Here is a 25,003-nt window from a genome sequence, read left to right as displayed (position 1 = left end):
ATGCATGCCACATAAAAATAATTATTAGAAGAAATGGGGGGAGTCATGGAAGCTAAGGTCATTTGGCTTTTTGTATTTGTATTTTTGTATTGGTCATACTGCATCTATTGGGGCGTCAAAGGAGCACGTTCGGCCAAAACAGCAAGTGATTACTTCCTTGCAGGCCGCGGCATATCTCTCTGGGTATTTGTATTAGCTGCTACAGCCACCTCATTTTCTGGATGGACATTTATGGGTCATCCAGGATTGCTATATCGTGATGGTTTCCAATATGCGTATGCATCTTTTTACGCCATAACAATTCCATTCACTGGCGTCATGTTCTTGAAGCGGCAATGGATACTGGGTAAGCGTTTTGGATTTGTGACACCAGGAGAAATGTTGTCAACTTATTTTAAATCTGACTCTATTCGCTTGCTTGTTGTACTTGTTGCTCTAGTTTTTTCTATTCCGTATTTAGGCGTTCAACTTCGCGCATCTGGATTCTTATTTAATGTCTTGACTGATGGTTTACTTGGTGTAAATACAGGTATGTGGATGTTGTCTATAGTAGTCATTATCTATGTCGCTTCAGGTGGGTTAAGAGCCGTTGCTTATGTCGATACACTTCAGGCGATCTTGCTAGCATTAGGTATTGTTGCAGTTGGAATGATTGCGTTAAATTATGTTGGGGGATTTGAAAGATTAAACGAAGGTATAGCCGCTCTTGCAACGATTGATGATAAACGAACACCGGATGGTTATAGTCATTACATTGCGATCCCTGGCATTATTCAATTTGTAAGCAATGGTCCTTCCGCAACCGGCGGTGCCTGGACTGGCATTATGATTTTGACCTATATGTTTGCATTGATGGGCATTCAGTCTGCTCCAGCATTTTCTATGTGGGCGTTTTCAAACAATGACCCCAAACCATTCGCGCCACAACAGGTGTGGGCATCTTCGTTTGGAATCGGTCTCATCATGATGGTGTTTACCGCATTTCAGGGATTAGGCGGCCACTTCCTTGGTGGTGATTTAAAATTCTTAGAAGCTCATCCTGAACTAGTTAATAATGTCATGGCTGCGGGTCTGCAAGGGAAAGATCTGATGGAATCTACAGGTAAACAAGGTATGTTGGTTCCTCAGCTAATCCATTTACTCGGCGATACCGTACCTTGGTTTGTAGGCTTCTTAGCCGTGTGCGCTTTAGCTGCAATGCAGTCAACGGGTGCCGCATATATGTCAACTGCCGGCGGAATGCTTACCAGAGATATTTTAAAACGCTATGTCATGCATAATGCAACGCACTCACAACAGATTTTCTGGGGAAGAATTGGTGTTGTACTCATTGTTTTAGCAGCACTAATCGTTGCAACAACCAGTAGTGATGCGCTTGTACTATTGGGCGGTCTTGCTGTTGCCTATGGTTTTCAGATGTGGCCAGCTTTAATTGCGGTATGCTGGTGGCCGTGGTTAACAAGACAAGGAGTTGTTATAGGGTTAATAGCAGGATTAATTGCAGTCACATTAACTGAAAGCATTGGTTCTCAATATATGCCTTGGGGAAGATGGCCGCTAACAATCCACTCTGCAGGTTGGGGAATATTTTTTAACCTAGGCTTCGCAATTTTAATTTCATACTTCACACAAAATGCCGAAGATACTAAACACAAAATGACGTTCCACAATTTTTTAAGAGAGCATACAAAAATTGCGACAGAGAAAAGGAAAAATTTAAAACCTATTGCATGGATCATCACTATTGTGTGGTTCTGTTTCGCAATTGGCCCGGGTGCAGTTATTGGAAATACTATTTTTGGAAATCCTAATGATGCTAATACATGGATTTTTGGTATGCCTTCTATTTGGGCTTGGCAGTTGTTGTGGTGGGCAGTTGGAGTATTCATGATGTGGTTCCTTGCATATAAAATGGGAATGTCTACCGTCCCAGATAAACAGGTTGAAGTGTTGTATGATGATATTGGAGACCAAGATATTGGTGAAAATAATAAATCCTGATCGCTAAATATATCTATTAGTTATTTGTGGCTAACGCGAGTTAGTTTTGTATGAATTTATATTTTTTGTTTTCTGTCTTATTGCTTGCGTTTTTATTATTTTTCCCAACGAGCAAGTTGATTTTGGTCTTTAGCATTAGGCGTTTAGAAAAAAAAACTGCATCAAAGCTAACTGAAGATGAAATTCAAGGTCAATATCAAAGAGCAAGACTAATAGCAGTAATAGTCGTGCTGATATTTTCATGCTTATTTAATATCAGCCTGGGCATCAATCCTCGTGGCTAAATCTAGTCAATATAGGTTATTAGTGACTGGTGCTTTTGTGCTGGGAGCCATTGTGATCGCATGGTCACTTTACGATGGCGCACTTCGTCAAACTATACCAGGCGAGCATGACTATCACTCTGCGAATAAATACTTTGAAGATGGTCATTATGATAAAGCAAAATTATCCTACCTGGCTTGCCTTTCGGTCAATCCAGACTTTATACATGCGAAAAGAGGTTTGGCAAGATCATTGATGCAGCTCGATATGTATGAGGACTCTCTTGTGATCTTTGATGAGGTAATTCAAAAAGATCCTGAATTTGCAGCCAGTTACGCGAATCGAGGAATTTTATATGACAGATTGGGCCGCTATGAAAATGCAATCAAGGATTATAAGAAAGCTATTGAGTTAGACAAAAAAATAGTGGAGGGTCCGTCTTGGATCACAAGATTTTTACGCAACCAAATTGAAAGGCCGCCAAATGTTCATGACAGATTGATTTATTTGCAAAATGAGTTACTCAAGACTCAGGATGAACAGTTATTAAATGTACCAGAATTAGATGAATTGCAACAACCTTATAAGAGCTAAATTAAATTAAGCACGTCAACAAAAAGTACACGCATAAAAAATAGTAACGAGATACAGCCAAATAACAAGTGAACAAAATTTGAATTTCCATCTTTATCGCGAAATGTAAGACCATGAAAAGCTATGGCTGCCGTTACAATGAGAAATATCCAGTCAAACATAAATAATTTTAGTTAAAACAAAAAAATGCTTTGAAAGTGATGTATTATAATTCCGAATGGATATAATTTGAATCACTGTTTTAGCATTTTTTATCTGTTGATTTTGATTAAAAATAAATTCTTATAAATAAAAGCTTTAAATAATTACTATCGAGTCATGTGTAGTCTCGTGATTGTGTTTGGAATTCGACTCATGTAATTGAAGTTATAGATGACATATTCTTATTGATAATGTATTGCTATGAATAAATTACCCGATTCAAATAATTCTGAATATGCAAATAATCTTTATCATATATATAAAGATTTTCGTGAGAATAGCCCAGTGCTAGAACAGCATAGCCTTAACGGTACCAGCTATAGTTTATTTAAATACCATGACATTAAACCTGCTTTAAAAGATGCTCGGCTAGGAGCAAGTGCTACATCTAAGAGGCTATTATTTTCACTGATAAGAAAGGGTAACTTGAAATTAGCATACTTAATTCGTGCGTCTAATGTGATTTTAAATACTGACGACCCTCGTCATTCCGTAATTCGCTCAGTACTGAATAAACCTTTGCGCCGATACCCCAAAGAGCAATTGATAGAAGACATTTCGACAACAGCTAATTTTTTACTAGATAATTGCAGCCAGTTAAAATCTGTAGATTTAATTAAAGATTTTGCAGAACCATTGTCATTCATGGTTATTGCAAAGATAATCGGATTGCCTGTTACAGACCATGCAAAGATGGCGCGATGGGCAAAACATTTTGGAACGCTATTGGATGCGTCCCAAATGACAGGAGGCCTTGGGAGCATCAAGCAATTAGTCGCCGAATTTCAGACTTATATTAATCCTATTGTTAAAAAGCGGCGAGATAACCCATGTGACGACATAATTTCATCATTAGCACTAGCCAGATACGACTCTAAAACTATCTCTGATATTGAGCTACTCGCAAACAGCTTGTTTTTTGTAGCCGGAAATATCTCAACAGCACACTTAATTGGCAACTGTACCAACGCATTAATTTCTCATCCCTCACAGTTTGATTGTGTAAAACAAAAGCCAGAACTAATTTCATCTGCTATTGAGGAAACACTACGTTATGAAAGTCCATTTCAAGTAACGGCAAGAGTGGCTAAAGAGAAAATTATGATCGGTGAAACTATAATACCTAAAGGGTCTAATATTCGTATGTTGCTAGGGTCAGCAAATCATGATCCAGAGCAATTTAAATCGCCTGATGAATTTAATATTATGAGAGAGGATAACGTTTATTTATCATTTGGGGGAGGAATTCATGCGTGCTTAGGAAAACATCTGGCTAAGTTGGAAAGTAGTATTGCAATTAATTTGTTATTTCAGCGTTTCCCTGACATTAGTTTAACAAACACTAGTACAAATTGGCTTCCAGGACATATGCTTAGAGGGATGGATTCTCTACCTGTAAAATTACACTAGTTAAATTCTTAAAGCATACTCAAATATTGTTAATGTAAACTCTGCAATAAGAGTAACTTTGTGTCAAATAGATGTTTCATATTGCACATAATTTTTCTTTTTGGATACGCCTATTAATTAAGTCATTGAATTTTATAGACTGTGGAGATTGGAATGTATATTGCTATTGATAATATGTTAGAAATTGTCTTCATATACATGCTAACAAAATGACCCCGCTACTTTGAGGTGGGGTCATTTAATATTTCAATAACCCTGTTTGAGAAATCATCAACCATCTTGAATCGGAAGTCGTATATATTTTACATGCACGACCATGCCAGTGTAATTCATCTCCAGATTTTGTTTTCCATAATGTATCAACGTCTACGACAGCAAATGCACCATCCCTTTCTTTTGAAATCTCAATTTTCCTCGTCTGTCTGATATTGTGTATTAGGTCATATTTGTCAAAAAACTTATCTAAATAACCTCGCCAACGTCTTTCGTTGTATCGACCCCAAGGCAATACCCACTCTAAAGGGTTATGTGCATCAACATTTGGTGGCCAAGGCCAAACCATATCTGGGTGCAATATACTCAAGAAAAGTTCAGCATCTTGAGTATCAAATGCTAGTGTCTCGGTGTTTATAATTTTAATTACTTTAGTCTCATCATTCATGGCTAACCTCAAGCTTTGTTAAAAATAAATCTTTTTGAAAGCTATAAAATAATTATATTTATTATCGCAAGTTGCTTTTTACTCATATTGAAATCAAATTAATTCGTCTAATCCATGTAGTCGCTTATTGGGGGAAAGGTCATCTTTTATTAGTTTATTATCAATAATAAGTTTATGTACTGTACCCTAAGTTGTGAAGTGCTTGGAAAAGTTCTAAGATTTTCTTGTATTAGCACATCTTTAGCAGAAGTTGAATCTTTAACAGCTTTTATTCCTTCAATAAAAAACATCTTTGTTGGATCATATTGAGCACTAACATCATCATTCACTGGTTCAGGCAGGATCTACGAATCGCAGATAATCCATCTTTATTTGAGGCGGCAGAGCAGGGTGTGGTCTTACCTATTTATATCCTGGATGAAAAAAATTCAGCTGAACATAATATGGGGGATGCAAGTCGTTGGTGGTTACATCATTCCTTAATAGCGCTAAATAAATCTCTAAATGGAAAATTATCTGTTTTTAGAGGAGATCCAAAAAAAATTCTTATCGATTTAATCGAAGAGCATAATATTAAAGCAGTCTACTGGAACAGATGTTACGAGCCTTGGCGCACTACTCGTGATGCTCATATAAAAAAAGTACTAAAAACTCATAATACACTATCCCAAAGCTTTAACGCTTCACTTCTTTGGGAGCCATGGGAGAACCTGAAAGCAGATGGGACTCCCTATAAAGTATTTACTCCGTATTATAAAAATGGATGTTTAAAGGGTGCGCCTCCAAGAATACCAAAACAAAAGCCATTGAAATTAAAATTGCTTGATAGTGAGTTAAAAAAATCCTCAGTAGTTGATTTGAATCTTTTGCCTGAAGTTCGGTGGGATCAAAAATTAGAGCCGCATTGGAATATTGGTGAGGCTGGTGCTCAAGATCGATTACATGAGTTTATAGATAATGATCTGGCTAATTATAAAACAGGCCGTGATTATCCAGCTTTAAAAAGCGTATCACGGCTTTCCCCGCATCTTCATTTTGGAGAAATCTCTCCCGTTCAGATTTGGTATGTTGCAAAATCTATTGAAGACAGTGACGATCAGGCCCACTTTCTAAGAGAGTTAGGATGGCGGGAGTTTTCGCATAATCTTTTATACCATTTTCCTGATTTACCTCGAAAAAATTTACAAAAAAAGTTCGATCAATTTCCTTGGTTGGAAAATAAGGAATATTTGCAAAGTTGGCAAAGAGGTCAAACAGGCTATCCATTGGTTGATGCGGGTATGCGGCAGCTCTGGCAAACCGGATATATGCATAATCGTGTGCGTATGATTGTTGGTTCATTCTTGGTAAAAAATTTATTATTGCATTGGCATCATGGAGAACGATGGTTTTGGAACTGCTTGGTTGATGCTGATCTTGCAAATAATAGTGCAAGTTGGCAGTGGATAGCGGGTTGCGGAGCAGATGCTGCACCCTATTTTCGTGTATTTAATCCAAGCACGCAGGGGCAAAAATTTGACTCTTCAGGCGAATATACACGACAGTTTGTACCCGAACTTGCAAACTTGCCTAATAAATATTTATTTAACCCGTGGGAAGCGCCTGATGATGTTTTGCAGAAGGCCGGAGTAATCATTGGAGAAACATATCCTGCTCCTATTGTTGATTTAAAAAATTCTCGCATTCGTGCATTAGATGCATATAAATCATTACAATCTACGTCTCAATGAGAGATTAATATTTAGTTGAAATAAGAATTAAATTATTTTCAATAACGAGCAATATGATGAATATGAGTAAGTTAAATTTAATACTCTGGATTGTACTATGTATGTTGGCTGGAATTATAGGTTCTCTGTTTGGTCCAGGGGAATGGTATATTTCACTTCAGAAATCTTCGTTGACTCCACCAAATATCGTTTTTCCCATCGTTTGGAATATTTTGTTTGTGCTTATGGGTATAGCAGCATGGCGCGTTAGTCAAAAACAACAAAAAGTTACAAGCTTGCCCATAGCGTTATTTTTGATACAGCTTGGCTTTAATATATTGTGGTCATATTTATTCTTTGGAGTTCAAAGACCGGATTTAGCTTTGATTGATATAATAATTCTATGGTCATTAATTTTATTTACTACTTTTCTATTTTATAGAATTGATAAAGTAGCTGGCGCTCTAATGATTCCATATTTGGGTTGGGTAGGTTTTGCTATTTTTCTTAATTATTCGATTTATAATTTGAATTAAAACTCATGTGATTTATGTTTTCTTTTTGAGCGAGAAGCAGGAAAGTCTACAGCGCTAAATTAATTATATTCGGGGTGATATCATTATTCATAAGTTTCTAAACGAGACAAATAAAGATGAAGTAACCAATCTATTTATGTCTGTCTTCACATCATCTGAAGGGGATGCTGAAGGGAAGCTCATTGGTAATCTTGCATCAGAATTGTCTTCAGTGATTGATAATGAAGATATAGTTTGTATTGGGGCATTTGATAAAGAGTCAATTATTGGTGCGATATTCTTTACTCACCTTAAATTTACACAAGATATTTTAATTTACATGCTTGCTCCTGTGGCAGTTACCACAAATTATCAGGGAAAAGGGGTGGGTAAGGGACTAATCAAATATGGCCTCAATAAATTAAAAGATAGAGGTGTAGCTGTAGTGATTACATACGGCGATCCAGCGTTTTACTCTAAAGTAGGTTTTCAGCCATTATCTGAAACTGTTATTCAAGCCCCGCTGAAGCTTACGATGCCAATAGGATGGCTGGGACAGTCTTTGGTCAAAGGTTCGATTCCAAAGATACATGAGCGTCCACAGTGTGTAGAAGCATTTAATGATTCTGCATATTGGTAATGAGAACCAAATATATTTATTTCTACTGCCTAATCTTGATTATCGACATATAAATTCAAAGATATAATGAGTGAAGAATCTAACATAGATATAGCTGAAAACACGCCTGACACAGCGTACTTTTCTATTTCGCTTTCAAAACTTAGAAATATGTATCTCCTTACTTTTGGACTTTACTGTATATATTGGTTTTATAAGCATTGGAGGCTCCAGAATATTTATAGTGCTCCTAGTGTAATGCCACTTGCTAGAGGAATATTTGCAATATTTTTTACCCATTCCCTAACACATCGCATTGGGCAGAGCATGAAAAACAAGAATACTCAAGGCTCAAAAAATTTAAGCTTATTTGCTACTGCATTTGTCGTGTTAATAATTCTAACTAATATATTTTCTAAATTAGCAGGATCAGGAAATTATCCAATTTATTTTGATTTTATATGGATTGCACTACTATATTTAAGTGTGCTGCCTTTGATAGAGATTCAAGATAATGTAAATGCTCTTAAGGGTGATCCTTTAGGAATATACAATTCTAAATACAACTGGCAACATATATTAATTATTATACTAGGCGCGGTGCTTTGGATTGGACTAATTTTAGGGTTGACCGCAGAAATTCTTGGTTTACTTTAGATTTAGTTATATGATGATAATAGAAAATAAAAAAGCCCGCTAATTAGCGGGCTTTTGCTTGAATGATGATATTAAATTTATTATGGAACAGTGCTGAAGTTGTTAAACACGTATGCTGCAATTGCATCTGCACAGGTTTGATCGCACACTACAGGGGCTGTCTCGCCATCTCCTAAACCTTTTAGTAAAGCAAATCCGCTGGTTAAGTTATTCGTAGGCATTGTAGTTACGGTATAGGCACTAAATGCTGCTTCGCTAGCACATTCGTCGCCACATGTTCCCGGAGCAACAGGTTTGCTTGTTATCATTTGTCCAAATACTGCTTGACCAGGATCGTTTCCTAGTCCCGCAGAGCCATGGCAAGTTTCACAGCTTTCAGTAACTGCTGCGTCATTCATGTTAAACACTTGACGGTAAAGTTGCTGGCCAATTTCAAGCTGGCTTAGATCGTCATCTGTATTTGTAACAGTCACATCTGCTACCTCTGCCGCAGTTAAAGCATCATAGCCTGCGTCTCCGCTAGTTGGGTCTCCTGTAACAATGGTGTATTGAACATCATTGTCGTCAACAACATCATCTTGGCCAGTGACAGTCACGGTTTGTTGTATGTTCCAGTTAACATTAGTAAAGGTTAAAGAGGATGGAGCAATTGTACCTTCCGCAGTATTACTGCTTGAAAGGGGAATAGTAACATCCGCACTAGGCATAGATTGTAAAACCACGGTGAATGTATCTGAGCCACCAGCTTCTGTGGTAATTAAGCCATTAGTTGGCGCTACAGTAATTCCTGCTGGAGGTGGTACTTCGTTGTCATTGTTTACCACTGAAACATCAGATGCGTCTCGCATACTATATTCTGGGTCAGCACTAACAGCTGGGCTTGTAGTCACCATATAGTTAACTGGTCCATCTAAGTTCGCATCATCAATACCAGTAATCGTTACCGTTTGAGGGCTATTATAATTTAAGTTTGTAAAGGTCAGTGATGCTGGAGCTACGGTACCTTCATTTGTGTTTGAACTAGCGATAGCTATAGTGACATCACTAGTGGGCATGGAATTTAGTGACACCTGGAATGATGCCGTCAGTCCACCCTCGTCAGTAATTAAACCACTTGTAGGTGTAACAGTTATACCAGCAGGTATTGCAACATCATTATCATTATTTGTGACAGTTACGTCAGCAATACTAAGCCCTGAATAATCTGGATCAGCACTAACTGCAGGCCCCATCATGATTGCATACGCAACATTTCCATCAACGTTTCCATCATCCACTCCAGTAACGACTATGGATTTGTCAACACTCCAATCAGCGCTGGTAAATGTAAGTGAGGATGTATTTACAGTGCCTTCGTTTAAATTGTTACTTGTGACATTGATGGTCACATCAAAAGTTGGTTCTGAATCAAGTCTTACTAGAATGGTGGTAGTAGCACCTGATTCATCTGTTGTTGGATTTGCAGAAGGAGTAACAGTTATGCCCGGAGTTGGTGGTGTGACTGGAGGCGTACTAGTGTTAATCCAAGATTCCATCATGAATACTGCAATATCATGTGCACAGCTACCTGATGTACTCCCTGAGCATTGAGTAGCAGCAGCACCCGGAGGCATAGTTGCAGCGATATCAGCAGCTAATGTGGCAACGTCAGTACATGAAGGGCATGTAGTTGGAGAGAATGTATTGATTGCTTGGAATGTACCACCTTGCCCATCAGCTCCGTGACAGCCAACACAACCTAAAGCAGGTTGTGCATAAAAAGCAGCACCACTTATTGCGTCGGCATTTCCAGGTGGTACAACAGTTGTTGGTGCTGTTGTAGTCGTAGTCCCTGTACTTTCACCTGATGATTGTCCACCACAGGCATATAAAAATACTAAGGAAGCTATAGATAATATAATGACTCGAATAGCATGCAACATTTTTTAACCCCTCATGGTTTTTTCGCTGTTACCGCGAATAAAAGCTTATTTTTTCTGAGTCTGTAGTGAGACTCATGCGTTCTTAATCGACGCAAAAATAATTTAAAATTATGGGATGCATTCTTGGTAATTTTAGTGCTTGAAAACCAGAGGTACCGATAATTGGTATTTTTTTACCTACAAAAGGGTGCTTATAAACTAACGAATGCCCGCCAAGCAAATAAGGCCAAGTACTAAATAATTAATTGATAGATATGGATTTTAGCTGGCAATTTGCGAGCATATCTGTTGTGGGGTTGGATGAATTGTTGAGCCAGAATGGCACAAGTGTGCTGTATTAGGCTGATTCTGAATATAATTGTGTCTCTTTCATCGCTTCTACATACGCTTGTGCACTTTGAGCGAAGTCAAGGAACTCATGCTTGGTCATGTCTGAATATAACTTCCAAAATGGCTTTTCGCTAAAACCAATATGTAAGCCTCCTAAGTTCTGGCATTCGCAGTAAGAAATAATAAGCTGACTATGTAAATAATGTGAGCGTGTATTCATGTTGCACTTAGGGCAAAGTGTGCAAATTCCTTTATTGGCAATAGTGTCTTTATTCATCATGTGTTGCTAGTTACTTTGGTTAAGCAAAGTATTTGTGAGAATTGTTACCATAATATTAACAAAAATCATTTATTTTAGATTTGTGATTTTAATCGCATAAACGGCCATATCAATTTTAACGTTGATTATCATTGATTTCTTCGATGATAAAAGGCCATATATTTCGGATGGGTAGATGAGCAATTTGTTGACCGAGTACTCATTCCAGGAGTTACACTTAGCGATAACATATTTATGTAATAAATATTGTGTGTACTACAAGGATGAAATAACTAAATGGAGGCAAGCAATATGAAAGATATGGTTATAGATGCGTGTAAGTGGTACGTAGATGAAGGTTCAGAAGACAACGTTAAGAAAAAAGCAGCAGAAGAATTCTCGAATCGATATAAGCCATTGTTACATTTTTTTAAAGAAACAGGCTTGGTACATGAGGATAAAATCACTGAGAAAGATTGGTTGGATTTCGAATTAAAGATGTCGGATTTTACTGATGAAGGTTTGGAATTGTTAATGTTATGTCACGATAAATGGCTGGATGCTATTTCTCGCGGTTCAAATCCTAGCAATATAACTTTATGGCAGCGGCAGTTAATTAGATTGAGAGAAGAAGATCCCATGCTGCTTCACTGATTTGTTAATAGATGAAATATAAAATTAATTCGTATATTACTAGAATTGAATAAACCATTAGTGCAAACGTTAATAATATATCTACTCTAATAGTATTAAATAATTTAGAGTGATAGTGAGCTACTAATACAAATATACAAACTGACGTCAGTGCTAGCTTTGTGTATACAAACGCATGAATACTTTGTTTCAGTAGGTAATTCATAAATGGATTTATTTCAACAGCTCCATTATTTAAAAGTGTCATTGTCATAGCGGCATCGGCAACTGACAAAAACAGAATCCCCAAAGCCATTATAAATAATTTTGTGTCGTACCAATCAGTTCTGTAATGAGCATTACAGTTGGCACGGCGTTGATCTCTACGTTGGCATTTAAAGCATCCTAAAATAAATCCTTTTAAAGTAGGATTTCTACGTTCATTTTCCTCGCGTCGATCTAAATCAGAGCTACTGCTTGATATGATTTTTTGTTCGCTTTCGAATGTGCTCACGACAAGTAATGTGTATTATTTTTGTAGTCCCTCACTATCCCACAGCTGTTATTAAAATTCCTTACTATTAGTTTGAACGAGTTCACAGTTACAGTTTTTAGCTATAACAAGTGCTTCAGGAATGATCGATAGATTTAGTTCAGTGCGTAATATACAGATTGAGTTTGAGTTAAATCTTTTCATGTAATGTTAATTTAATTGTTTGTGGTTGATCATTCATAATGATTGAAACTCTTAATGAGTTTAGAGAAGAAATCTCCTGGTTGCCTGGGAAGAATAAAAATCCATGAGCAATCTCACCAGTTTCAATACTGCGATTATCAAATGAATCATGGGCTAGATCTTCTCTGATTTCTTGGCCAATTTCTTGGTAACGTTTTGCACCACCAATTACAGCGCCCGCCGCAGCTCCTGCTGCTGCACCACGACCAGCACCTTCTGCTGCGCTATCACCCGTAACAACACCAACTGCTGCACCGACCAGTGCACCTGTCGCCGCAAGTAATACTGCCGGCTTAGCCGCGCCTTTAGCAGTTTCTCCTAGCTCTACGTGTTGATTGACACGTCGGTATGCTTGGTCATAAGTCAGTAAAGGCCACGCTTGATTTTCGGCGTCAATTAAAAAGGTTTGGTCACCACGGATTTCTATATCGCCTTCAGACTGATTGTCAAGTACAAATCTTACCGGTAGTACGCCAGCTCCTCTGATATCAAAGCCAAATGCCTGTTCAGCAGCGTCTTGCTCCAAGTAGGCTTCGGCATATAAACCAACATTATTAACTTCAAGTCCCCCTGTTTGTTCACTTGGTAATGGTATTGGAGCTACTTTGTCCCCATAGGTTGAGCATGCATTAAGGCCAAATACCAATAGCAGGACCGATGAAAAGCTTACTGGAAGTGAGGTGGTTTGTTGGTGTGATTGCATAATGAATCCTTTAGGAATGCAGAGTTCTTATGCATGTTAGTCAAGATTAACTTAACTCAGTTCAATTTTGCTGGAAGAATATTTTACTGGTAACGTCGATCGACGCGCCCTGAGATGCCACATAGTAACTCATAACTAATAGTGTTTGCTGAATTAGCAATCTCAGTTATTGAAATATCATCCCCCCACAGTTCGACGTCATCACCTAAGTTGGCGTCTGTATGGCTAAGATCAATAGTAATCATATCCATAGAGACACGCCCTATGATGGGAGCAAGATTGCCATTTAAACTTACATTGACAGCAGTTGTTAAAGTGCGCGGATAACCATCAGCATAGCCAATAGCAATGACACCAACACGCATTTCACGTGGACAGGTATATGTGCTTCCATAACCAATTTTATCGCCTTGTTTAAATTGCTTGATTGAAATTAAAGGCGCGTGTAATGACATTACTGGTTTTAGTTCGCTGGTGTCAGGGTGGGTTTTGTCTACTTGAAAGGGAGAAATACCATATAACGCTAATCCTGATCTCACCCACTCATAGAGTGAATTTGAGTAAGCAAGTGTTGCAGCGGAATTGGCAGCGCTTCTTTCACATCCCGGCAAGCTCTTTGTTACATTATCAAATGATTTTAACTGGCGTTGGGTAAAATCGTCATCCAGCAAGTCTGCATTAGCAAAATGTGTCATTAAGCGAATTTTGGATATGGAATTAATAGTTTGTAGCTGTTGGTAGGCATGGCGTGCGTCTTCTGGGCGAAAACCCAGCCGTCCCATACCGGTATCGATTTTTAGCCATACTTGAATGGATTGGTTGAGCTTGTGGCTTTTTAGTAGTTTGATTTGTTGGTTGTTATGTATGACAGCCTGCACATTGGCATCGGCAATCATTTTTAACTCTGCCTCGTTTGAAAAACCTTGTAAACAAATAATAGGATGCAAGATTCTAGCAGCGCGTAATTCGACAGCTTCATTTGCACATGCAACAGCAAATGCATCACTCTGTGATAGCGCTTGTGCAGTTTTCGCTAAACCATGTCCATAAGCATCTGCTTTAACTACTGAGATTATTTTCGAGTTTGAAGCAAATGTTCTTAGAATATTTAGATTGTGTTCGAGATGTTCTAGTCTTATTAAGGCGTATGCCGAACGTCTCATGAATATTTCTCGTTACTATACATCTCGGGAATAAAGTTTTCGAAACGTGTGTACTGACCCAAAAACGTTAATCGAGTTTTAAATATCGGGCCATTACGTTGTTTTGCGACAATAATCTCTGCTGTGCCTTTGTCTGGTGTTTCTTCGTTATAGACTTCATCTCGGTATATAAACACAATTAGATCAGCATCTTGTTCAATCGCACCAGACTCGCGTAAATCAGACATCACTGGACGTTTGTCTGTACGTTGCTCAAGACTTCGATTGAGCTGTGACAATGCGATTACCGGGACTTCTAATTCTTTTGCGAGTGCTTTCAATGAGCGTGAAATTTCAGAGACATCATTAGTCCGATTCTCGTTGCTACCTGTTACTTGCATTAACTGTAAGTAATCAATAACGATTAAAGATAATCCATGCTCACGCTTTAATCGTCGTGCGCGTGCACGAATTTCAGTGGGACTTAATGCGGGGCTGTCATCGATAAACAGTTTCGATTCTGAGAGCATGGATACTGCGCTGGTTAGTCTTGGCCAGTCTTCATCTGAAAGCTTTCCGGTGCGAATATTCTGTTGATTTATTCGTCCAATTGAAGACAGCATGCGCATAGTCAATTGATGGCTAGGCATTTCCATGCTGAAGATCGCTACTGTTTCTTGTTTTTGTATCACTGCATATTCAGCCATGTTCATAGCTAAACTGGTTTTGCCCATAGAAGGTCGACCAGCGACAATAATTAGATCACCTTTTTGTAAGCCTGAAGTATTTTCATCAAACTGATCAAAACCTGTCGCTGTACCTGTAATGGCGTCACCACGCTCAAATAATTCGTCAATCCGTTCTACAGTTGTCTTAAGCAATTCTTTCATGCCCTTAAAACCGCCCATGCCTTTAGAACCATGATCGCCTATTTCAAAAATCTTCTTCTCGGCAATATCCAGTAGATCACGGCTATGCATGCCTTGTGGTTGATATGCTGTGCCGGCAATGTCAGTGCCGGTGGTAGCTAGCTGACGCAGGATAGATTTTTCTCTAACAATGTCGGCGTAAGCAGAGATATTTGCGGCAGTAGGAGTTTCTTTGGCAAGCGTTGCCATATAAGCAGTAATGTTCTTACTATTAACTCCGGAAGCATCTTCAGAGTGTTTGATTTTGTCTGCTAGGGTGACAACATCAAATGGGTGATTCTGATATGCAAGATCAGCAATAGCTCTAAATATTATGCGATGATCAAATAAGTGAAAGTCATTTTCGTTCAAAGTGTCGACTATCTGATCCCAGGTGCCATTCTCGAGCATCAAGCCTCCAAGTACTGCCTGTTCTGCTTCAAGCGAGTAAGGAGGCGTGCGTAACGATTCTGCGTTTGGTGCAGAGTAATCTGCGCTAGAAATTGTTTCTGCCATATCTAGGTTTTATGACCTTTAATAGCTATTCTTCAGCAACTATATTGATAGTTACTGTTGCGTCTACATCTGAGTGTAAGTGCAATTCAATTTGGTATTCACCAATATTATGGAATGCGCCATCAGGCATGCGAATTTCACGTTTTTGAATTTGGTGGCCCTGGGCATTCAATGCTTCTAGAACATCAACGTTGTTAACTGAACCAAATAATTTACCTTCACTTGCTTCTTTTGCAGGAATTGTGATTGATACGCCATCTAATTTGGCTTTACGCTCTTCTGCTTCAGCTAAAGCACTAGCGGCAACTGCTTCGAGTTCGGCTCTGCGCGCCTCAAACTCAGCAATATTTTCAGGTGTGGCAAATTTAGCTTTGCCTTGAGGTATAAGATAATTGCGTGCAAAACCTGAGCGTACATTCACTTTGTCACCTAGCGCACCTAGGTTTTCTACTTTTGATAATAAAATAACTTCCATTGCTTTTTCCCTTCAAATATCAATATGTTTATTTATTTACTTAACGCGTTCGCGTATTTTGAAAAATGTTTCGAATATACCTAGCAGTATAACGGCGAGGATCACTTGCGGAACAAATATCACTAATATATAGGCAATTATTAACCATAGTTTGCCTTTTGTCATGGTCCCACTAGTGGTATGGATGACCGCCATTCCTTGCAAAAAGAATAGGATTGTCAATATGCCGCATAGTTGTGCTGCGAAGGCTGATTGGGCCAGAAATGCCCATATAGCAACCGCAACTGCCAGTGCCGCAAGTACCTTGCCTAAGCGTATTGATTGGAAATCACGTTTAAATTGCTGGTTATCATCGACAATGCATTTCAGCTTGTAGCCAAATAACAAGATACAGCTATGTACCAACACGATAGAAGCAATCAATAAACCGGTCATGAATTTAGCTGTCTGAGCAATAATAACGGCGCTTTGTTCAGCGTTATATCCACCTGTTTCAAGTACCGGAGCTAAGATTGAGCTTAAAGATTGTTGCCAAAATTGAGCACTATCTGGGAAAGCTGCACTGACAAGGATGAATGCAAGAGCGCCTAGTAGTGAAGCTGCTTGCAGCGATAACGATAAAGAGCGTGTTGAGTAAAAAATCACGGCAAGTATGAAACTAGGTAATAATTGAGCAACTCCTGTTGCGGCGCCAAGGGAAGCATTGCCAATTAAAACAGCACTCATAAGAGATAATGCTATGGTGCAAGCTAGGACGATTGAAAAACTATTCTTGGGTCCAGCATGTAGCGTGATTAGTACGATGGCAGTACCGCTTATTACGGCACTTAATGGGAATACTAATGCAAACAATAAAAAGCCAAAGACGACAGTAAATGCGGGAAACTTTCCCGAAAGCGTAAAGCTGGCAAAGTTCTTCATCATGGCGAACAACCTAGGGTTGTTTGAGCTAAGAGTTTGGCGCCATTAAACTTCTGTTTTAGGACGCCAAATTCTTAGTGTTGGTCGCTATACGGCAGTAAAGCTAGGTAACGCGCGCGCTTGATAGCGGTTGTTAACTGGCGTTGATAGCGTGCTTTAGTGCCTGTGATTCGACTAGGAACAATTTTGCCTGTTTCCGTGACGAAATCTTTCAGTAGATCGATATCTTTATAGTCGATCTGCTTAATGCCTTCTTCAGTGAATCGGCAGTATCTTCTTCTGCGAAAATATTTAGACATGATTATTCCTCCACTGCTGCTTCGGTTGCAGCTTCTTCAATTGGTGCAGCTTCAGCAGCATCGTTTATTTCTGCTTCAGTTGCTTCTTCGCTAGGAGCTTGTTCGGCTCTTGGGGGTCTAGTTTCGCGTGTATCACGCTCACGCTCTCTTTCAAGAGACTTCATCATTGGAGAAGGCTCAGTCACTGCTTCTTTGCAGCTCAATACCATGTGGCGAAGTACCGCATCATTAAAGCGGAATGCACTGACTAGCTCGTCAAGAATCTCTTGAGTAGTCTCAATGTTGAGTAATACATAATGTGCTTTAAGGATCTTATTGATAGGGTATGCAAGAATTCTACGGCCCCAATCTTCTAAACGGTGGACTTTACCATTTCCGTTTTCAATCATGGCTTTGTAGCGATCGACCATAGCAGATACCTGGTCGCTCTGATCTGGATGGACCAGAAATACGATTTCGTAATGTCTCATTATGGCTCCTTAAGGTCTGTGTCCTCCCGTGGACATTAACGGTGAGGAAAGGTAGCTGGTAAAATTAAAGACGCGAAGTGTACGTGAGCAGGGTGGAACATTCAATGACCTCGTTGTCGCACTGCCTCATATAGGAAAATACCAGTAGCTACAGATACATTTAAGCTTTCTACACCACCTAACATTGGGAGCGAGTAGAGCTCATCACAGCGTTCTTGTGTTAGACGTCTCAATCCCTGGCCTTCAGCGCCCATTACAATGGCTGACGCTTGAGTAAGGTTGGATTGGTAGACTGATTTGGAGGCTTCTCCTGCTGCACCGTAGACCCATACGCCGGATTTTTTGATCGCATCTATAAACCTTGATAAATTTGTGGTTTTGGTAATCGTGAGTCTTAGTGTGGCGCCAGAGGCTATTTTATGAACAATAGGAGAAAAAGGCGCAGAATTTCTTTGTGGGATCACCACTGCGGCAACTCCGGCAGCATCTGCGGTTCTTAAGCAAGCGCCAAAATTATGTGGGTCACTGATCTCATCTAAAATTAATATTAGTGGAGGGGTAGGTGCGCCGCTAACTTGAGTGATCAAGTCATGCTCGTCTAAAAGAGGAGTGGGCGAACAGCTGGCAGCAATGCCTTGGTGTTGTGCACCTTCGCATAATTGATCTAATTTGACTCGTTGCACTTGCTGAATAGATATACCCAGTTTTTTGGCGTATGCAATTAACTGTTCAATGCGGTGATTTTTTTTATTTTGCTCTAGCCAAATAGAATGTGCACGTTGTGGTTGCCATCGCAACAGTGAGTCAACTGTATGGATGCCAGGAAGAATCTCTTTCTTGCTCATCTAAATATAATTTTGCTTAAGTTATTTTCGCTTAGGCTTTTTAGGGCGCTTGCGTTTATTGGGATTTTTGTTTTGCTCTAAGACAAAATCAATTTTGCGTTCATCAATATCTACTCGGGTGACAATAATTTCGACTGTGTCGCCAAGTCGATATGTCTTGTGAGTTAACTCGCCTTCTAAAGTCATTCTAGACGGATCAAAGTGATAGTAATCATCAGATAATGTACTAATGTGAACTAACCCTTCGACATACACATCAAGTAGTTCTACAAATAGACCAAAAGATGTTACACCGGTCACTGAGCCAGTAAATATCTTGCCCACTTTGTCCTGCATGAATTCACATTTTAATGTTGCTTCTGCATCACGCGTAGCATCATCCGCCCTGCGTTCTGTCATTGAGCAATGCTCGCCTTGAAGTACCAGATCGTTGTGGCTGTACATGAAAGTAGCTGCTTTCTTTTTATCAACTAAGTGGCTAATTGCGCGATGTACAATTAAGTCCGGATAGCGGCGAATCGGTGAGGTGAAATGCGCATAAAATGCATGTGCCAACCCAAAGTGACCCGCATTATCTGGACTGTAAACAGCTTGTGATAGTGAACGCAATAACATGGTTTCTATCCATCTATCTTCTTCGCGTCGGTTTACTTGTTTGATTAGATTTGCGTAATGTTTGGGTTCAGGTTTTTCACCGCCAGGTAAGTTCAATCCCAAAGTTTTAAGGAGTTGGCGTAATTCTTTTAACTTAGTTTCTGTTGGGCCTTCGTGAATGCGGTATAAGCCTGGAATTTTATTCTTGGTGAGATATTTTGCTGCAGCAACGTTAGCGGCAATCATACATTCTTCGATTATGCGATGTGCGTCGTTTCTTTCGTAAGGGTAGATGCGAACAATTTTTTTATCAGGCCCGAATTCGATTTTAGTCTCTGTGGAATGAAAGTCTATAGCACCTCTTTGTTCGCGATAAAGCAATAGTTCTTTGAATAAGTTGAATAACTCGTCTAAGTGAGTACACAATTCGCCGATCGCTGAACGTTCTTTTGCTTTTTTTTCTACAATTGCAGCTGCCACTTGCGTATATGTAAGTCTTGCATGTGACTTAATTACAGCTTTATAAAATTGATAACTTTGCATTTCTCCAGTCTGTGAAATACTCATTTCGCATACAAGTGTTAAACGTGGTATCTCTGGATTTAATGAACATAGACCATTGGACAGATTTTCTGGCAGCATGGGAATAACTTGTCCTGGAAAATATACGGACGTACCACGCCACTGTGCTTCTTTATCCAATTCATTGCCTGGTTGCACATAAAAAGAAACATCGGCAATAGCTACATATAATTTCCAGCCACCATCCTTTTTCTCGCAATAAACTGCATCATCAAAATCTTTAGCATCCTCACCATCTATTGTTACAAAGGGAGTTGCACGCAGATCTTTTCTTTTTGGAGATTCTTCAATGATGGATTGTTCAGAAAAGGATTCTGCTTCATCGATAACTTGTTGAGAAAAATCGCTTGGTAATGAATGTACGCGAATAGCAATATCTATTTCCATGCCAGGCGCCATGTGTTCACCTAAGACTTCAGATATTTCACCAATCGGTTGTTTTCTTTTAGTGGGTTGCTCAATAATTTTAGCAATTACAATTTGACCGTGGACAGCACCATTCTTGTTATTGGCGGCAATGAAAATATCCTGATGCAAGCGCTTGTTATCGGGGATGACGAAACCCATGCCTTGTTCTTCATGATACCGGCCAACGATTTGTTCATTGGCGCGTTCAAGTACTTCAACCAAATGGCCTTCCTTGCGCCCATCTCTTTTTGTGTGTGTGATCTGAGCTACAGCGCGATCACCGTGTAATGCTGCGCGCATTTCTCGCGGGGATAAAAATATATCGGATTCACCATGTTCGTCTGGATTTAAAAATCCGAATCCATCAGGGTGGCCGATAATGCGTCCGCGAACTAGGTCAGCTCGACCAACAGGGAGGTATGAACCTTGTCGATTGCGAACTAACTGGCCATCACGTTCCATGGCGCGTAGTCTGCGTTCTAATGATTCAAGGTCGCGCTCAGTAGATAAACCCAATGATTTTTTTAATTTAGTAAATGTTGCCGGGCCTTCGTTTTTGTCGATAAGTTCTAATATAAACTCCCGACTCGCGATCGGATGAGCATATTTTTTTGCTTCTCTCTCAGCATGAGGGTCGCTGCTTTTTTTTGATTTTTTATTTTTAGCCATTTCAAAGGAGCGGTATGGATGAGAGTTTCTTTTTCATCAGCGAATACTACCGGTTTTAGGCTGATAAACGTAGAACTAAATTGTAATTGATAATAAAACGACCTTAAAAGCGTTTTTATATCTTTACATGGCTGAACCTATAATACAGGGATAAATTTGTTATCTTCTTTAAGGTGTAGTTTTCCGTTAATGAAGACGGCTTTATCTTTGTCTGTATTTGACAGGTTTCTGAATTTAGTCATTTCACTTGTTGAATCAGATTGGTGTGTTTCTTGAAGATTGCTTGTAGCTGAGATCATATTCAATCGAGAGATGAAAGCATCTTGATAGCCGGCTTCCTGGATATTTAATAGAAATTCTTGTGCTTTGCTTCTGCTTTTGAAGCTTCCAACATTTACCCGGGTTATGTCGCCGAATTTTGATGTATGTATTACTCCAAATTTTTCTACTCTTTTGATGAGATTCTCTGGTGGGTTTTTGTAAGCACCAATTTGAATGCTATAGGTGCTCAATTGTGGATCTGACTTCGTAATAGAGCTTATACAGAGTATCGATAGTAGGGTGAGAAAGATTATTTTTTTCACTATTTTCTCTATTCTTGAATAGTTAAAAGTGTATTGTAAGTTAATTAAGCCGAGTTCATGCATAATTTATGCTAACAAATTTATTTTGGTTAATAATTGTTTTGTGAAATTTTATATTTATTAGAGAAAATGGATGCGGAAATTATCATTGTTAATAATTATTCAAAAATAGTCTGCTTTTCTACGCAATTGTATTACGATGCTATCTAGTGAGGATGAGTCATTTTTAATGTGAAATCGCTTATACAAACCATATTCATAGGGTGAGTTGGTATAAATTACGTTAACAAAGTCACATTCTTAGTGTGTTAGGCGAGTAAAATTATCGTCAAGAAATCACTAGCTAATCAGATCAGATATGAAGATTAAAGCAGATTTTAAAATTAGGAATAAAAATAGTCGCCGAACTGAGGCTGGACATGTGCGTTTCCCAATGAAGGCTGCAGGTGGAGAAGTTGTATTAAGAGAGCGACGAATAAATCCAGATCGTAGACATCCTGGGTTGGAGACGCAAGAACTTAAGGTGTCGCCAGAAGAGTTTGATCAGTTATTTCAAGAGTTCGGAAAACACTAATAGCATTCCGCTAATTTTCTTTATTTGATAAAAGGAAGAGTTAGCATCCCGTAAACACGATTCCATCGTGGTTCAGAAAATTTATCGCCTAGTCCAAGATTAAATTTGTGCTCTATCGAGCGCATCGTATAAGAATTGAATAGTCTATCCCAGATAGAAAAGACGCTTGCGTAATTAGAATCCGTTTCTCTCTGAATATCTGAATGATGTAATCGATGTATGTGGGGAGTGACAATAAAGAGGCGTAAAATTTTATCAGTGAGCTCATTAATTCTTATATTGCTATGGTGAAATAATATGATTGGTAGTAATAATATTTCATATGCTAGTAGGTGATCGATTTGCAGACCCACAAGAGGGATAATGCATGTGCGAATTAAATTAGAGTAAATAATTTCTACTGGGTGAAAGCGAAGACCTGTGCTCGCATCCATATCTTTGTCTGCATGATGAACTTGATGAAATTTCCATAACCAAGGAATTTGATGATTGAGTCGGTGCCAAATATATTGCCATAAGTCTATTAATAAGATGGCCAACAAAAATGAATAAGTATTAGGCAGGTTCAGTTGATTAAGCAGTCCAATCTGATTGTCTGTAGTCCAGTCTAGGACTTGCTTGAGAATGAGAATAAAAAATATTGTGGATACTAATATATTGACTGATGCCAGAGTAAAGTTACGCAGTACATGTGGAAGATGGTGCTCTCTTTTCTTGAAGTAAGGAGCATAATGCTCAATAGTAAATAAAATTAAATATATACCCGCAATAAGAAGTAGTTTTATGTTTTCCTCATTGATATATCCATCAAGCATAGGTTAACTATATAGCCTTGAAATAGATCAGTATAGATGATGTTTGTTAATATATAAGTACATTGATGAAATTTAACTGCGTATCGAAGATCTTGTGGAAAAATTCTTGATAAGAGAAGGACGATTGTCTGATTGTGCAGATATTGCACGGCTAATTAATCAGTCTGCTCAAGGGGCAGGTGACTATTTGTTTGGGCAAGAAAAGCTTAAGCCTGGAGGTGCGGAAAAAATAATGAGCGACTTATTGTCGCGAGAAGTTCATTACTCTTTTGCAAATACAATAGTTATGGATCTGGCAAATAAAGTCATTGGAATAGCGTTAAGTTTTCCTTCTAGTGGGCTAATGATTAATGAAAATGTTAAGCAATATTATTCAGAACAACAATTTCAGTATATCCAGTATTTTGTTGATAATAAGCTGACTGACAGTTGGCATCTAGATGCTATTTGCGTTAATAGTGATTGCCGTGGAATGGGAATAGGGCAGCGATTGTTGGATAGTGTTAAGCAACAAGCTGCTTACTATAACTTTCCAACTTTAGAGGTTTTTGTATTTGCTACGAATGTTAGGGCAATTAAATTTTATAAACGTAATCAATTTGTGATATCTCGTGAGATAGATGTAGCCAATCATGAATTTTTAACAGACAAGGGCCCGCTGGTATTGATGCGTTTTGATTTTGAGAGGAATTAGAAAATATCTAGTCTAATAACATTTTCGCTACGCTCAGGCCCGGTAGAAATAATATCAATAGGCACTTCCAATAATTCTTCTACTTTCTTAATATAATTCTTGGCATTTTCTGGTAGCTGGTCAAAATCAGTAGCACCAACAGTAGAGCTTTTCCATCCCGGCATGGTGATGTAGTTCGGAGTGCAGTTTTCAATGTTTTCAGCATTCAGTGGCAATGAATCAACTGCTTGGCCATTAGATTGGTAAGAAGTACAAATGCAAAGTTCATCTAAGGTGTCTAACACATCCAGTTTGGTAAAGCAGATGCCAGTAACGCCATTTATATACATGGCACGCTTTAGTGCGATAGCGTCCAACCAACCGCAGCGACGTTGTCTGCCAGTGGTAGCACCAAATTCATGGCCGCGCGTTCCTAGTTCTTCGCCGACTGCATCGAATAGTTCAGTTGGGAAAGGTCCCCCACCTACTCGCGTGGTATACGCTTTAACGATGCCAAGAACATAGTCAATGGAGCTAGGAGAGACGCCGCTACCAGAGCAAACTCCTCCAGCAGTTGTGTTTGATGAGGTAACATAAGGATACGTACCATGATCAATATCTAACAGTGTTCCTTGAGCGCCTTCAAATAATACTTTCTTGCCTTGTTTTTGCAGCACATTTAATCGTGCGCTTACATCGCTAATCATTGGTTTGATTTGTTCTGCCCACTCATGAAGTTGATCAGAAAGTTGTTTGACATCACAGGTGTCATGCTGGTAGTAATTTTTCAAAACAAAATTATGATAATCGAGAATACCGTCTAGCTTGGATAGCATGTTATCTATGTTTAGGAAATCGCCAACACGTAATCCTCTGCGGGCAATTTTATCTTCATAAGAAGGTCCGATACCGCGTCCAGTAGTACCAATAGCTGACTTGCCACGTGCTTTTTCGCGCGCCTGGTCTAGCAGAATATGATATGGAAGAATTAATGGACAACCGTCAGACAAAAATAATCTTGAGCGTGCGTCAACGCCGCGTTTGTTTAGCATGCTTAATTCTTCAAACAAGGCTTCTGGTGACAACACTACACCATTGCCTATATAACATTCGACATTCTCGCGTAAAATTCCTGAAGGTATCAGATGCAATATAGTAGTTTCATTCCCAACGACAATGGTGTGGCCAGCATTGTGCCCACCTTGGAAACGTACGACAGCATCTGCTTTAGCCGTTAGCATGTCGACTATCTTACCTTTGCCCTCGTCTCCCCACTGAGTTCCTAAAACAACTACGTTTTTATTCATCCTATAT

At 39.0% G+C, this 25,003-nt stretch carries 28 protein-coding genes; 11 read left to right on the top strand and 17 right to left on the bottom strand.

Annotated features, from left to right (window positions below):
- The first annotated feature begins 45 nt into the window (after nt 1-45).
- The 3 genes from R8G33_06860 to R8G33_06850 are packed head-to-tail and all read left to right on the top strand — an operon-like array spanning nt 46 to nt 2,859.
- On the top strand, nt 46-2,001 hold the full coding sequence (locus tag R8G33_06860) for a sodium:solute symporter (protein ID MDW3095373.1): 1,956 nt from the start codon (nt 46-48) through the stop codon (nt 1,999-2,001).
- Nucleotides 2,002-2,051: 50 nt separating this feature from the next.
- Nucleotides 2,052-2,285 (top strand): hypothetical protein, encoded by a 234-nt coding sequence (locus R8G33_06855; protein ID MDW3095372.1) that lies wholly within the window; start codon nt 2,052-2,054, stop codon nt 2,283-2,285.
- A complete protein-coding gene (locus R8G33_06850; GenBank protein MDW3095371.1) occupies nt 2,278-2,859 on the top strand; it encodes a tetratricopeptide repeat protein in 582 nt (193 codons plus the stop codon). The genes R8G33_06855 and R8G33_06850 overlap by 8 nt, the downstream gene beginning before the upstream one ends.
- On the opposite strand, the gene R8G33_06845 is transcribed toward R8G33_06850, so the two are convergent.
- On the bottom strand, nt 2,856-3,020 hold the full coding sequence (locus R8G33_06845; GenBank protein MDW3095370.1) for a hypothetical protein: 165 nt from the start codon (nt 3,018-3,020) through the stop codon (nt 2,856-2,858). The genes R8G33_06850 and R8G33_06845 overlap by 4 nt on opposite strands.
- Nucleotides 3,021-3,261: 241 nt before the next feature.
- Here R8G33_06845 and R8G33_06840 point away from each other — a divergent pair, with 241 nt between their 5' ends.
- On the top strand, nt 3,262-4,470 hold the full coding sequence (locus tag R8G33_06840) for a cytochrome P450 (GenBank protein ID MDW3095369.1): 1,209 nt from the start codon (nt 3,262-3,264) through the stop codon (nt 4,468-4,470).
- 238 nt (nt 4,471-4,708) lie between these two features.
- Here the strand turns inward: R8G33_06840 and R8G33_06835 are convergent, their stop codons facing one another.
- Nucleotides 4,709-5,131, bottom strand: coding sequence for a hypothetical protein (locus tag R8G33_06835; GenBank protein MDW3095368.1), 423 nt, complete (start codon nt 5,129-5,131; stop codon nt 4,709-4,711).
- A gap of 305 nt (nt 5,132-5,436) precedes the next feature.
- On the opposite strand from R8G33_06835, the gene R8G33_06830 reads away from it, so the two are divergent.
- From R8G33_06830 to R8G33_06815, 4 genes are all read left to right on the top strand, one after another.
- The gene (locus R8G33_06830) at nt 5,437-6,861 is read left to right on the top strand and encodes a deoxyribodipyrimidine photo-lyase (protein MDW3095367.1); all 1,425 of its coding nucleotides are present in this window, start codon (nt 5,437-5,439) and stop codon (nt 6,859-6,861) included.
- 62 nt (nt 6,862-6,923) lie between these two features.
- On the top strand, nt 6,924-7,376 hold the full coding sequence (locus tag R8G33_06825; protein MDW3095366.1) for a TspO/MBR family protein: 453 nt from the start codon (nt 6,924-6,926) through the stop codon (nt 7,374-7,376).
- A gap of 58 nt (nt 7,377-7,434) precedes the next feature.
- Nucleotides 7,435-7,995, top strand: coding sequence for an N-acetyltransferase (locus tag R8G33_06820; GenBank protein MDW3095365.1), 561 nt, complete (start codon nt 7,435-7,437; stop codon nt 7,993-7,995).
- 66 nt (nt 7,996-8,061) lie between these two features.
- Nucleotides 8,062-8,631 (top strand): hypothetical protein, encoded by a 570-nt coding sequence (locus R8G33_06815; GenBank protein ID MDW3095364.1) that lies wholly within the window; start codon nt 8,062-8,064, stop codon nt 8,629-8,631.
- A gap of 80 nt (nt 8,632-8,711) precedes the next feature.
- On the opposite strand, the gene R8G33_06810 is transcribed toward R8G33_06815, so the two are convergent.
- Nucleotides 8,712-10,553: a hypothetical protein gene (locus R8G33_06810; protein ID MDW3095363.1), complete on the bottom strand. Its 1,842-nt coding sequence runs from the start codon at nt 10,551-10,553 to the stop codon at nt 8,712-8,714.
- 337 nt (nt 10,554-10,890) lie between these two features.
- A complete protein-coding gene (locus tag R8G33_06805) occupies nt 10,891-11,163 on the bottom strand; it encodes a hypothetical protein (GenBank protein ID MDW3095362.1) in 273 nt (90 codons plus the stop codon).
- A gap of 291 nt (nt 11,164-11,454) precedes the next feature.
- On the opposite strand from R8G33_06805, the gene R8G33_06800 reads away from it, so the two are divergent.
- Nucleotides 11,455-11,796 (top strand): hypothetical protein, encoded by a 342-nt coding sequence (locus R8G33_06800; GenBank protein MDW3095361.1) that lies wholly within the window; start codon nt 11,455-11,457, stop codon nt 11,794-11,796.
- 4 nt (nt 11,797-11,800) lie between these two features.
- Here R8G33_06800 and R8G33_06795 read toward each other — a convergent pair whose 3' ends face one another.
- The 11 genes from R8G33_06795 to R8G33_06745 all read right to left on the bottom strand — a co-directional run bounded on the left by R8G33_06795 (nt 11,801) and on the right by R8G33_06745 (nt 21,555).
- On the bottom strand, nt 11,801-12,289 hold the full coding sequence (locus tag R8G33_06795; GenBank protein ID MDW3095360.1) for a DUF5658 family protein: 489 nt from the start codon (nt 12,287-12,289) through the stop codon (nt 11,801-11,803).
- A 169-nt stretch (nt 12,290-12,458) separates the two neighbouring features.
- Nucleotides 12,459-13,214, bottom strand: coding sequence for a glycine zipper domain-containing protein (locus R8G33_06790; GenBank protein MDW3095359.1), 756 nt, complete (start codon nt 13,212-13,214; stop codon nt 12,459-12,461).
- 83 nt (nt 13,215-13,297) lie between these two features.
- Entirely contained in the window at nt 13,298-14,377 is a 1,080-nt protein-coding gene (gene alr / locus R8G33_06785) for an alanine racemase (protein MDW3095358.1), read from the bottom strand.
- A complete protein-coding gene (gene dnaB / locus R8G33_06780; protein MDW3095357.1) occupies nt 14,374-15,780 on the bottom strand; it encodes a replicative DNA helicase in 1,407 nt (468 codons plus the stop codon). Before dnaB ends, alr begins: the two co-directional genes overlap by 4 nt.
- A gap of 25 nt (nt 15,781-15,805) precedes the next feature.
- A complete protein-coding gene (gene rplI / locus R8G33_06775) occupies nt 15,806-16,255 on the bottom strand; it encodes a 50S ribosomal protein L9 (protein MDW3095356.1) in 450 nt (149 codons plus the stop codon).
- A 36-nt stretch (nt 16,256-16,291) separates the two neighbouring features.
- Nucleotides 16,292-17,179, bottom strand: coding sequence for a hypothetical protein (locus R8G33_06770; protein ID MDW3095355.1), 888 nt, complete (start codon nt 17,177-17,179; stop codon nt 16,292-16,294).
- Between the two features lie 71 nt (nt 17,180-17,250).
- Nucleotides 17,251-17,475: a 30S ribosomal protein S18 gene (rpsR, locus tag R8G33_06765; protein ID MDW3095354.1), complete on the bottom strand. Its 225-nt coding sequence runs from the start codon at nt 17,473-17,475 to the stop codon at nt 17,251-17,253.
- 2 nt (nt 17,476-17,477) lie between these two features.
- Entirely contained in the window at nt 17,478-17,945 is a 468-nt protein-coding gene (gene rpsF, locus R8G33_06760) for a 30S ribosomal protein S6 (GenBank protein ID MDW3095353.1), read from the bottom strand.
- Nucleotides 17,946-18,046: 101 nt separating this feature from the next.
- Nucleotides 18,047-18,790, bottom strand: coding sequence for a 23S rRNA (guanosine(2251)-2'-O)-methyltransferase RlmB (gene rlmB / locus R8G33_06755; GenBank protein MDW3095352.1), 744 nt, complete (start codon nt 18,788-18,790; stop codon nt 18,047-18,049).
- 21 nt (nt 18,791-18,811) lie between these two features.
- Nucleotides 18,812-21,043, bottom strand: coding sequence for a ribonuclease R (gene rnr, locus R8G33_06750; GenBank protein MDW3095351.1), 2,232 nt, complete (start codon nt 21,041-21,043; stop codon nt 18,812-18,814).
- Between the two features lie 137 nt (nt 21,044-21,180).
- Nucleotides 21,181-21,555, bottom strand: coding sequence for an SPOR domain-containing protein (locus tag R8G33_06745; GenBank protein ID MDW3095350.1), 375 nt, complete (start codon nt 21,553-21,555; stop codon nt 21,181-21,183).
- Between the two features lie 430 nt (nt 21,556-21,985).
- Between R8G33_06745 and R8G33_06740 the strand changes: the two genes are divergently transcribed.
- Nucleotides 21,986-22,201 carry a hypothetical protein gene (locus R8G33_06740; GenBank protein ID MDW3095349.1) on the top strand — a complete coding sequence of 72 codons (216 nt, stop codon included), beginning with the start codon at nt 21,986-21,988 and terminating at the stop codon, nt 22,199-22,201.
- Nucleotides 22,202-22,221: 20 nt separating this feature from the next.
- On the opposite strand, the gene R8G33_06735 is transcribed toward R8G33_06740, so the two are convergent.
- Complete coding sequence (locus R8G33_06735; GenBank protein MDW3095348.1) at nt 22,222-23,016, bottom strand: sterol desaturase family protein; 795 nt, start codon at nt 23,014-23,016, stop codon at nt 22,222-22,224.
- A gap of 94 nt (nt 23,017-23,110) precedes the next feature.
- Here R8G33_06735 and R8G33_06730 point away from each other — a divergent pair, with 94 nt between their 5' ends.
- Nucleotides 23,111-23,710: a GNAT family N-acetyltransferase gene (locus R8G33_06730; GenBank protein MDW3095347.1), complete on the top strand. Its 600-nt coding sequence runs from the start codon at nt 23,111-23,113 to the stop codon at nt 23,708-23,710.
- Here the strand turns inward: R8G33_06730 and R8G33_06725 are convergent.
- Nucleotides 23,707-24,996, bottom strand: a complete 1,290-nt coding sequence (locus tag R8G33_06725) for an adenylosuccinate synthase (GenBank protein ID MDW3095346.1) — start codon at nt 24,994-24,996, stop codon at nt 23,707-23,709. The genes R8G33_06730 and R8G33_06725 overlap by 4 nt on opposite strands.
- Nucleotides 24,997-25,003: the final 7 nt, after the last annotated feature.

The sequence above is a fragment of the Gammaproteobacteria bacterium genome, assembly GCA_033344735.1.
Taxonomy (GTDB): domain Bacteria; phylum Pseudomonadota; class Gammaproteobacteria; order UBA4575; family UBA4575; genus UBA1858.
Note: the sequence above shows the minus strand (reverse complement) of the source record. Positions and strands in the feature narration are given on the sequence as shown.

Excerpts from the sequence above, each read along its gene's own strand:
- R8G33_06860 (MDW3095373.1), top strand. The coding sequence starts at position 46 with ATGGAAGCTAAGGTCATTTGGCTTTTTGTATTTGTATTTTTGTATTGG.
- R8G33_06855 (MDW3095372.1), top strand. The coding sequence starts at position 2,052 with ATGAATTTATATTTTTTGTTTTCTGTCTTATTGCTTGCGTTTTTATTA.
- R8G33_06845 (MDW3095370.1), bottom strand. The coding sequence starts at position 3,020 with ATGTTTGACTGGATATTTCTCATTGTAACGGCAGCCATAGCTTTTCAT.
- R8G33_06840 (MDW3095369.1), top strand. The coding sequence starts at position 3,262 with ATGAATAAATTACCCGATTCAAATAATTCTGAATATGCAAATAATCTT.
- R8G33_06835 (MDW3095368.1), bottom strand. The coding sequence starts at position 5,131 with ATGAATGATGAGACTAAAGTAATTAAAATTATAAACACCGAGACACTA.
- R8G33_06825 (MDW3095366.1), top strand. The coding sequence starts at position 6,924 with ATGAGTAAGTTAAATTTAATACTCTGGATTGTACTATGTATGTTGGCT.
- R8G33_06815 (MDW3095364.1), top strand. The coding sequence starts at position 8,062 with ATGAGTGAAGAATCTAACATAGATATAGCTGAAAACACGCCTGACACA.
- R8G33_06810 (MDW3095363.1), bottom strand. The coding sequence starts at position 10,553 with ATGTTGCATGCTATTCGAGTCATTATATTATCTATAGCTTCCTTAGTA.
- R8G33_06805 (MDW3095362.1), bottom strand. The coding sequence starts at position 11,163 with ATGATGAATAAAGACACTATTGCCAATAAAGGAATTTGCACACTTTGC.
- R8G33_06800 (MDW3095361.1), top strand. The coding sequence starts at position 11,455 with ATGAAAGATATGGTTATAGATGCGTGTAAGTGGTACGTAGATGAAGGT.
- R8G33_06790 (MDW3095359.1), bottom strand. The coding sequence starts at position 13,214 with ATGCAATCACACCAACAAACCACCTCACTTCCAGTAAGCTTTTCATCG.
- alr (MDW3095358.1), bottom strand. The coding sequence starts at position 14,377 with ATGAGACGTTCGGCATACGCCTTAATAAGACTAGAACATCTCGAACAC.
- dnaB (MDW3095357.1), bottom strand. The coding sequence starts at position 15,780 with ATGGCAGAAACAATTTCTAGCGCAGATTACTCTGCACCAAACGCAGAA.
- rplI (MDW3095356.1), bottom strand. The coding sequence starts at position 16,255 with ATGGAAGTTATTTTATTATCAAAAGTAGAAAACCTAGGTGCGCTAGGT.
- R8G33_06770 (MDW3095355.1), bottom strand. The coding sequence starts at position 17,179 with ATGATGAAGAACTTTGCCAGCTTTACGCTTTCGGGAAAGTTTCCCGCA.
- rpsR (MDW3095354.1), bottom strand. The coding sequence starts at position 17,475 with ATGTCTAAATATTTTCGCAGAAGAAGATACTGCCGATTCACTGAAGAA.
- rpsF (MDW3095353.1), bottom strand. The coding sequence starts at position 17,945 with ATGAGACATTACGAAATCGTATTTCTGGTCCATCCAGATCAGAGCGAC.
- rlmB (MDW3095352.1), bottom strand. The coding sequence starts at position 18,790 with ATGAGCAAGAAAGAGATTCTTCCTGGCATCCATACAGTTGACTCACTG.
- rnr (MDW3095351.1), bottom strand. The coding sequence starts at position 21,043 with ATGGCTAAAAATAAAAAATCAAAAAAAAGCAGCGACCCTCATGCTGAG.
- R8G33_06740 (MDW3095349.1), top strand. The coding sequence starts at position 21,986 with ATGAAGATTAAAGCAGATTTTAAAATTAGGAATAAAAATAGTCGCCGA.
- R8G33_06735 (MDW3095348.1), bottom strand. The coding sequence starts at position 23,016 with ATGCTTGATGGATATATCAATGAGGAAAACATAAAACTACTTCTTATT.
- R8G33_06725 (MDW3095346.1), bottom strand. The coding sequence starts at position 24,996 with ATGAATAAAAACGTAGTTGTTTTAGGAACTCAGTGGGGAGACGAGGGC.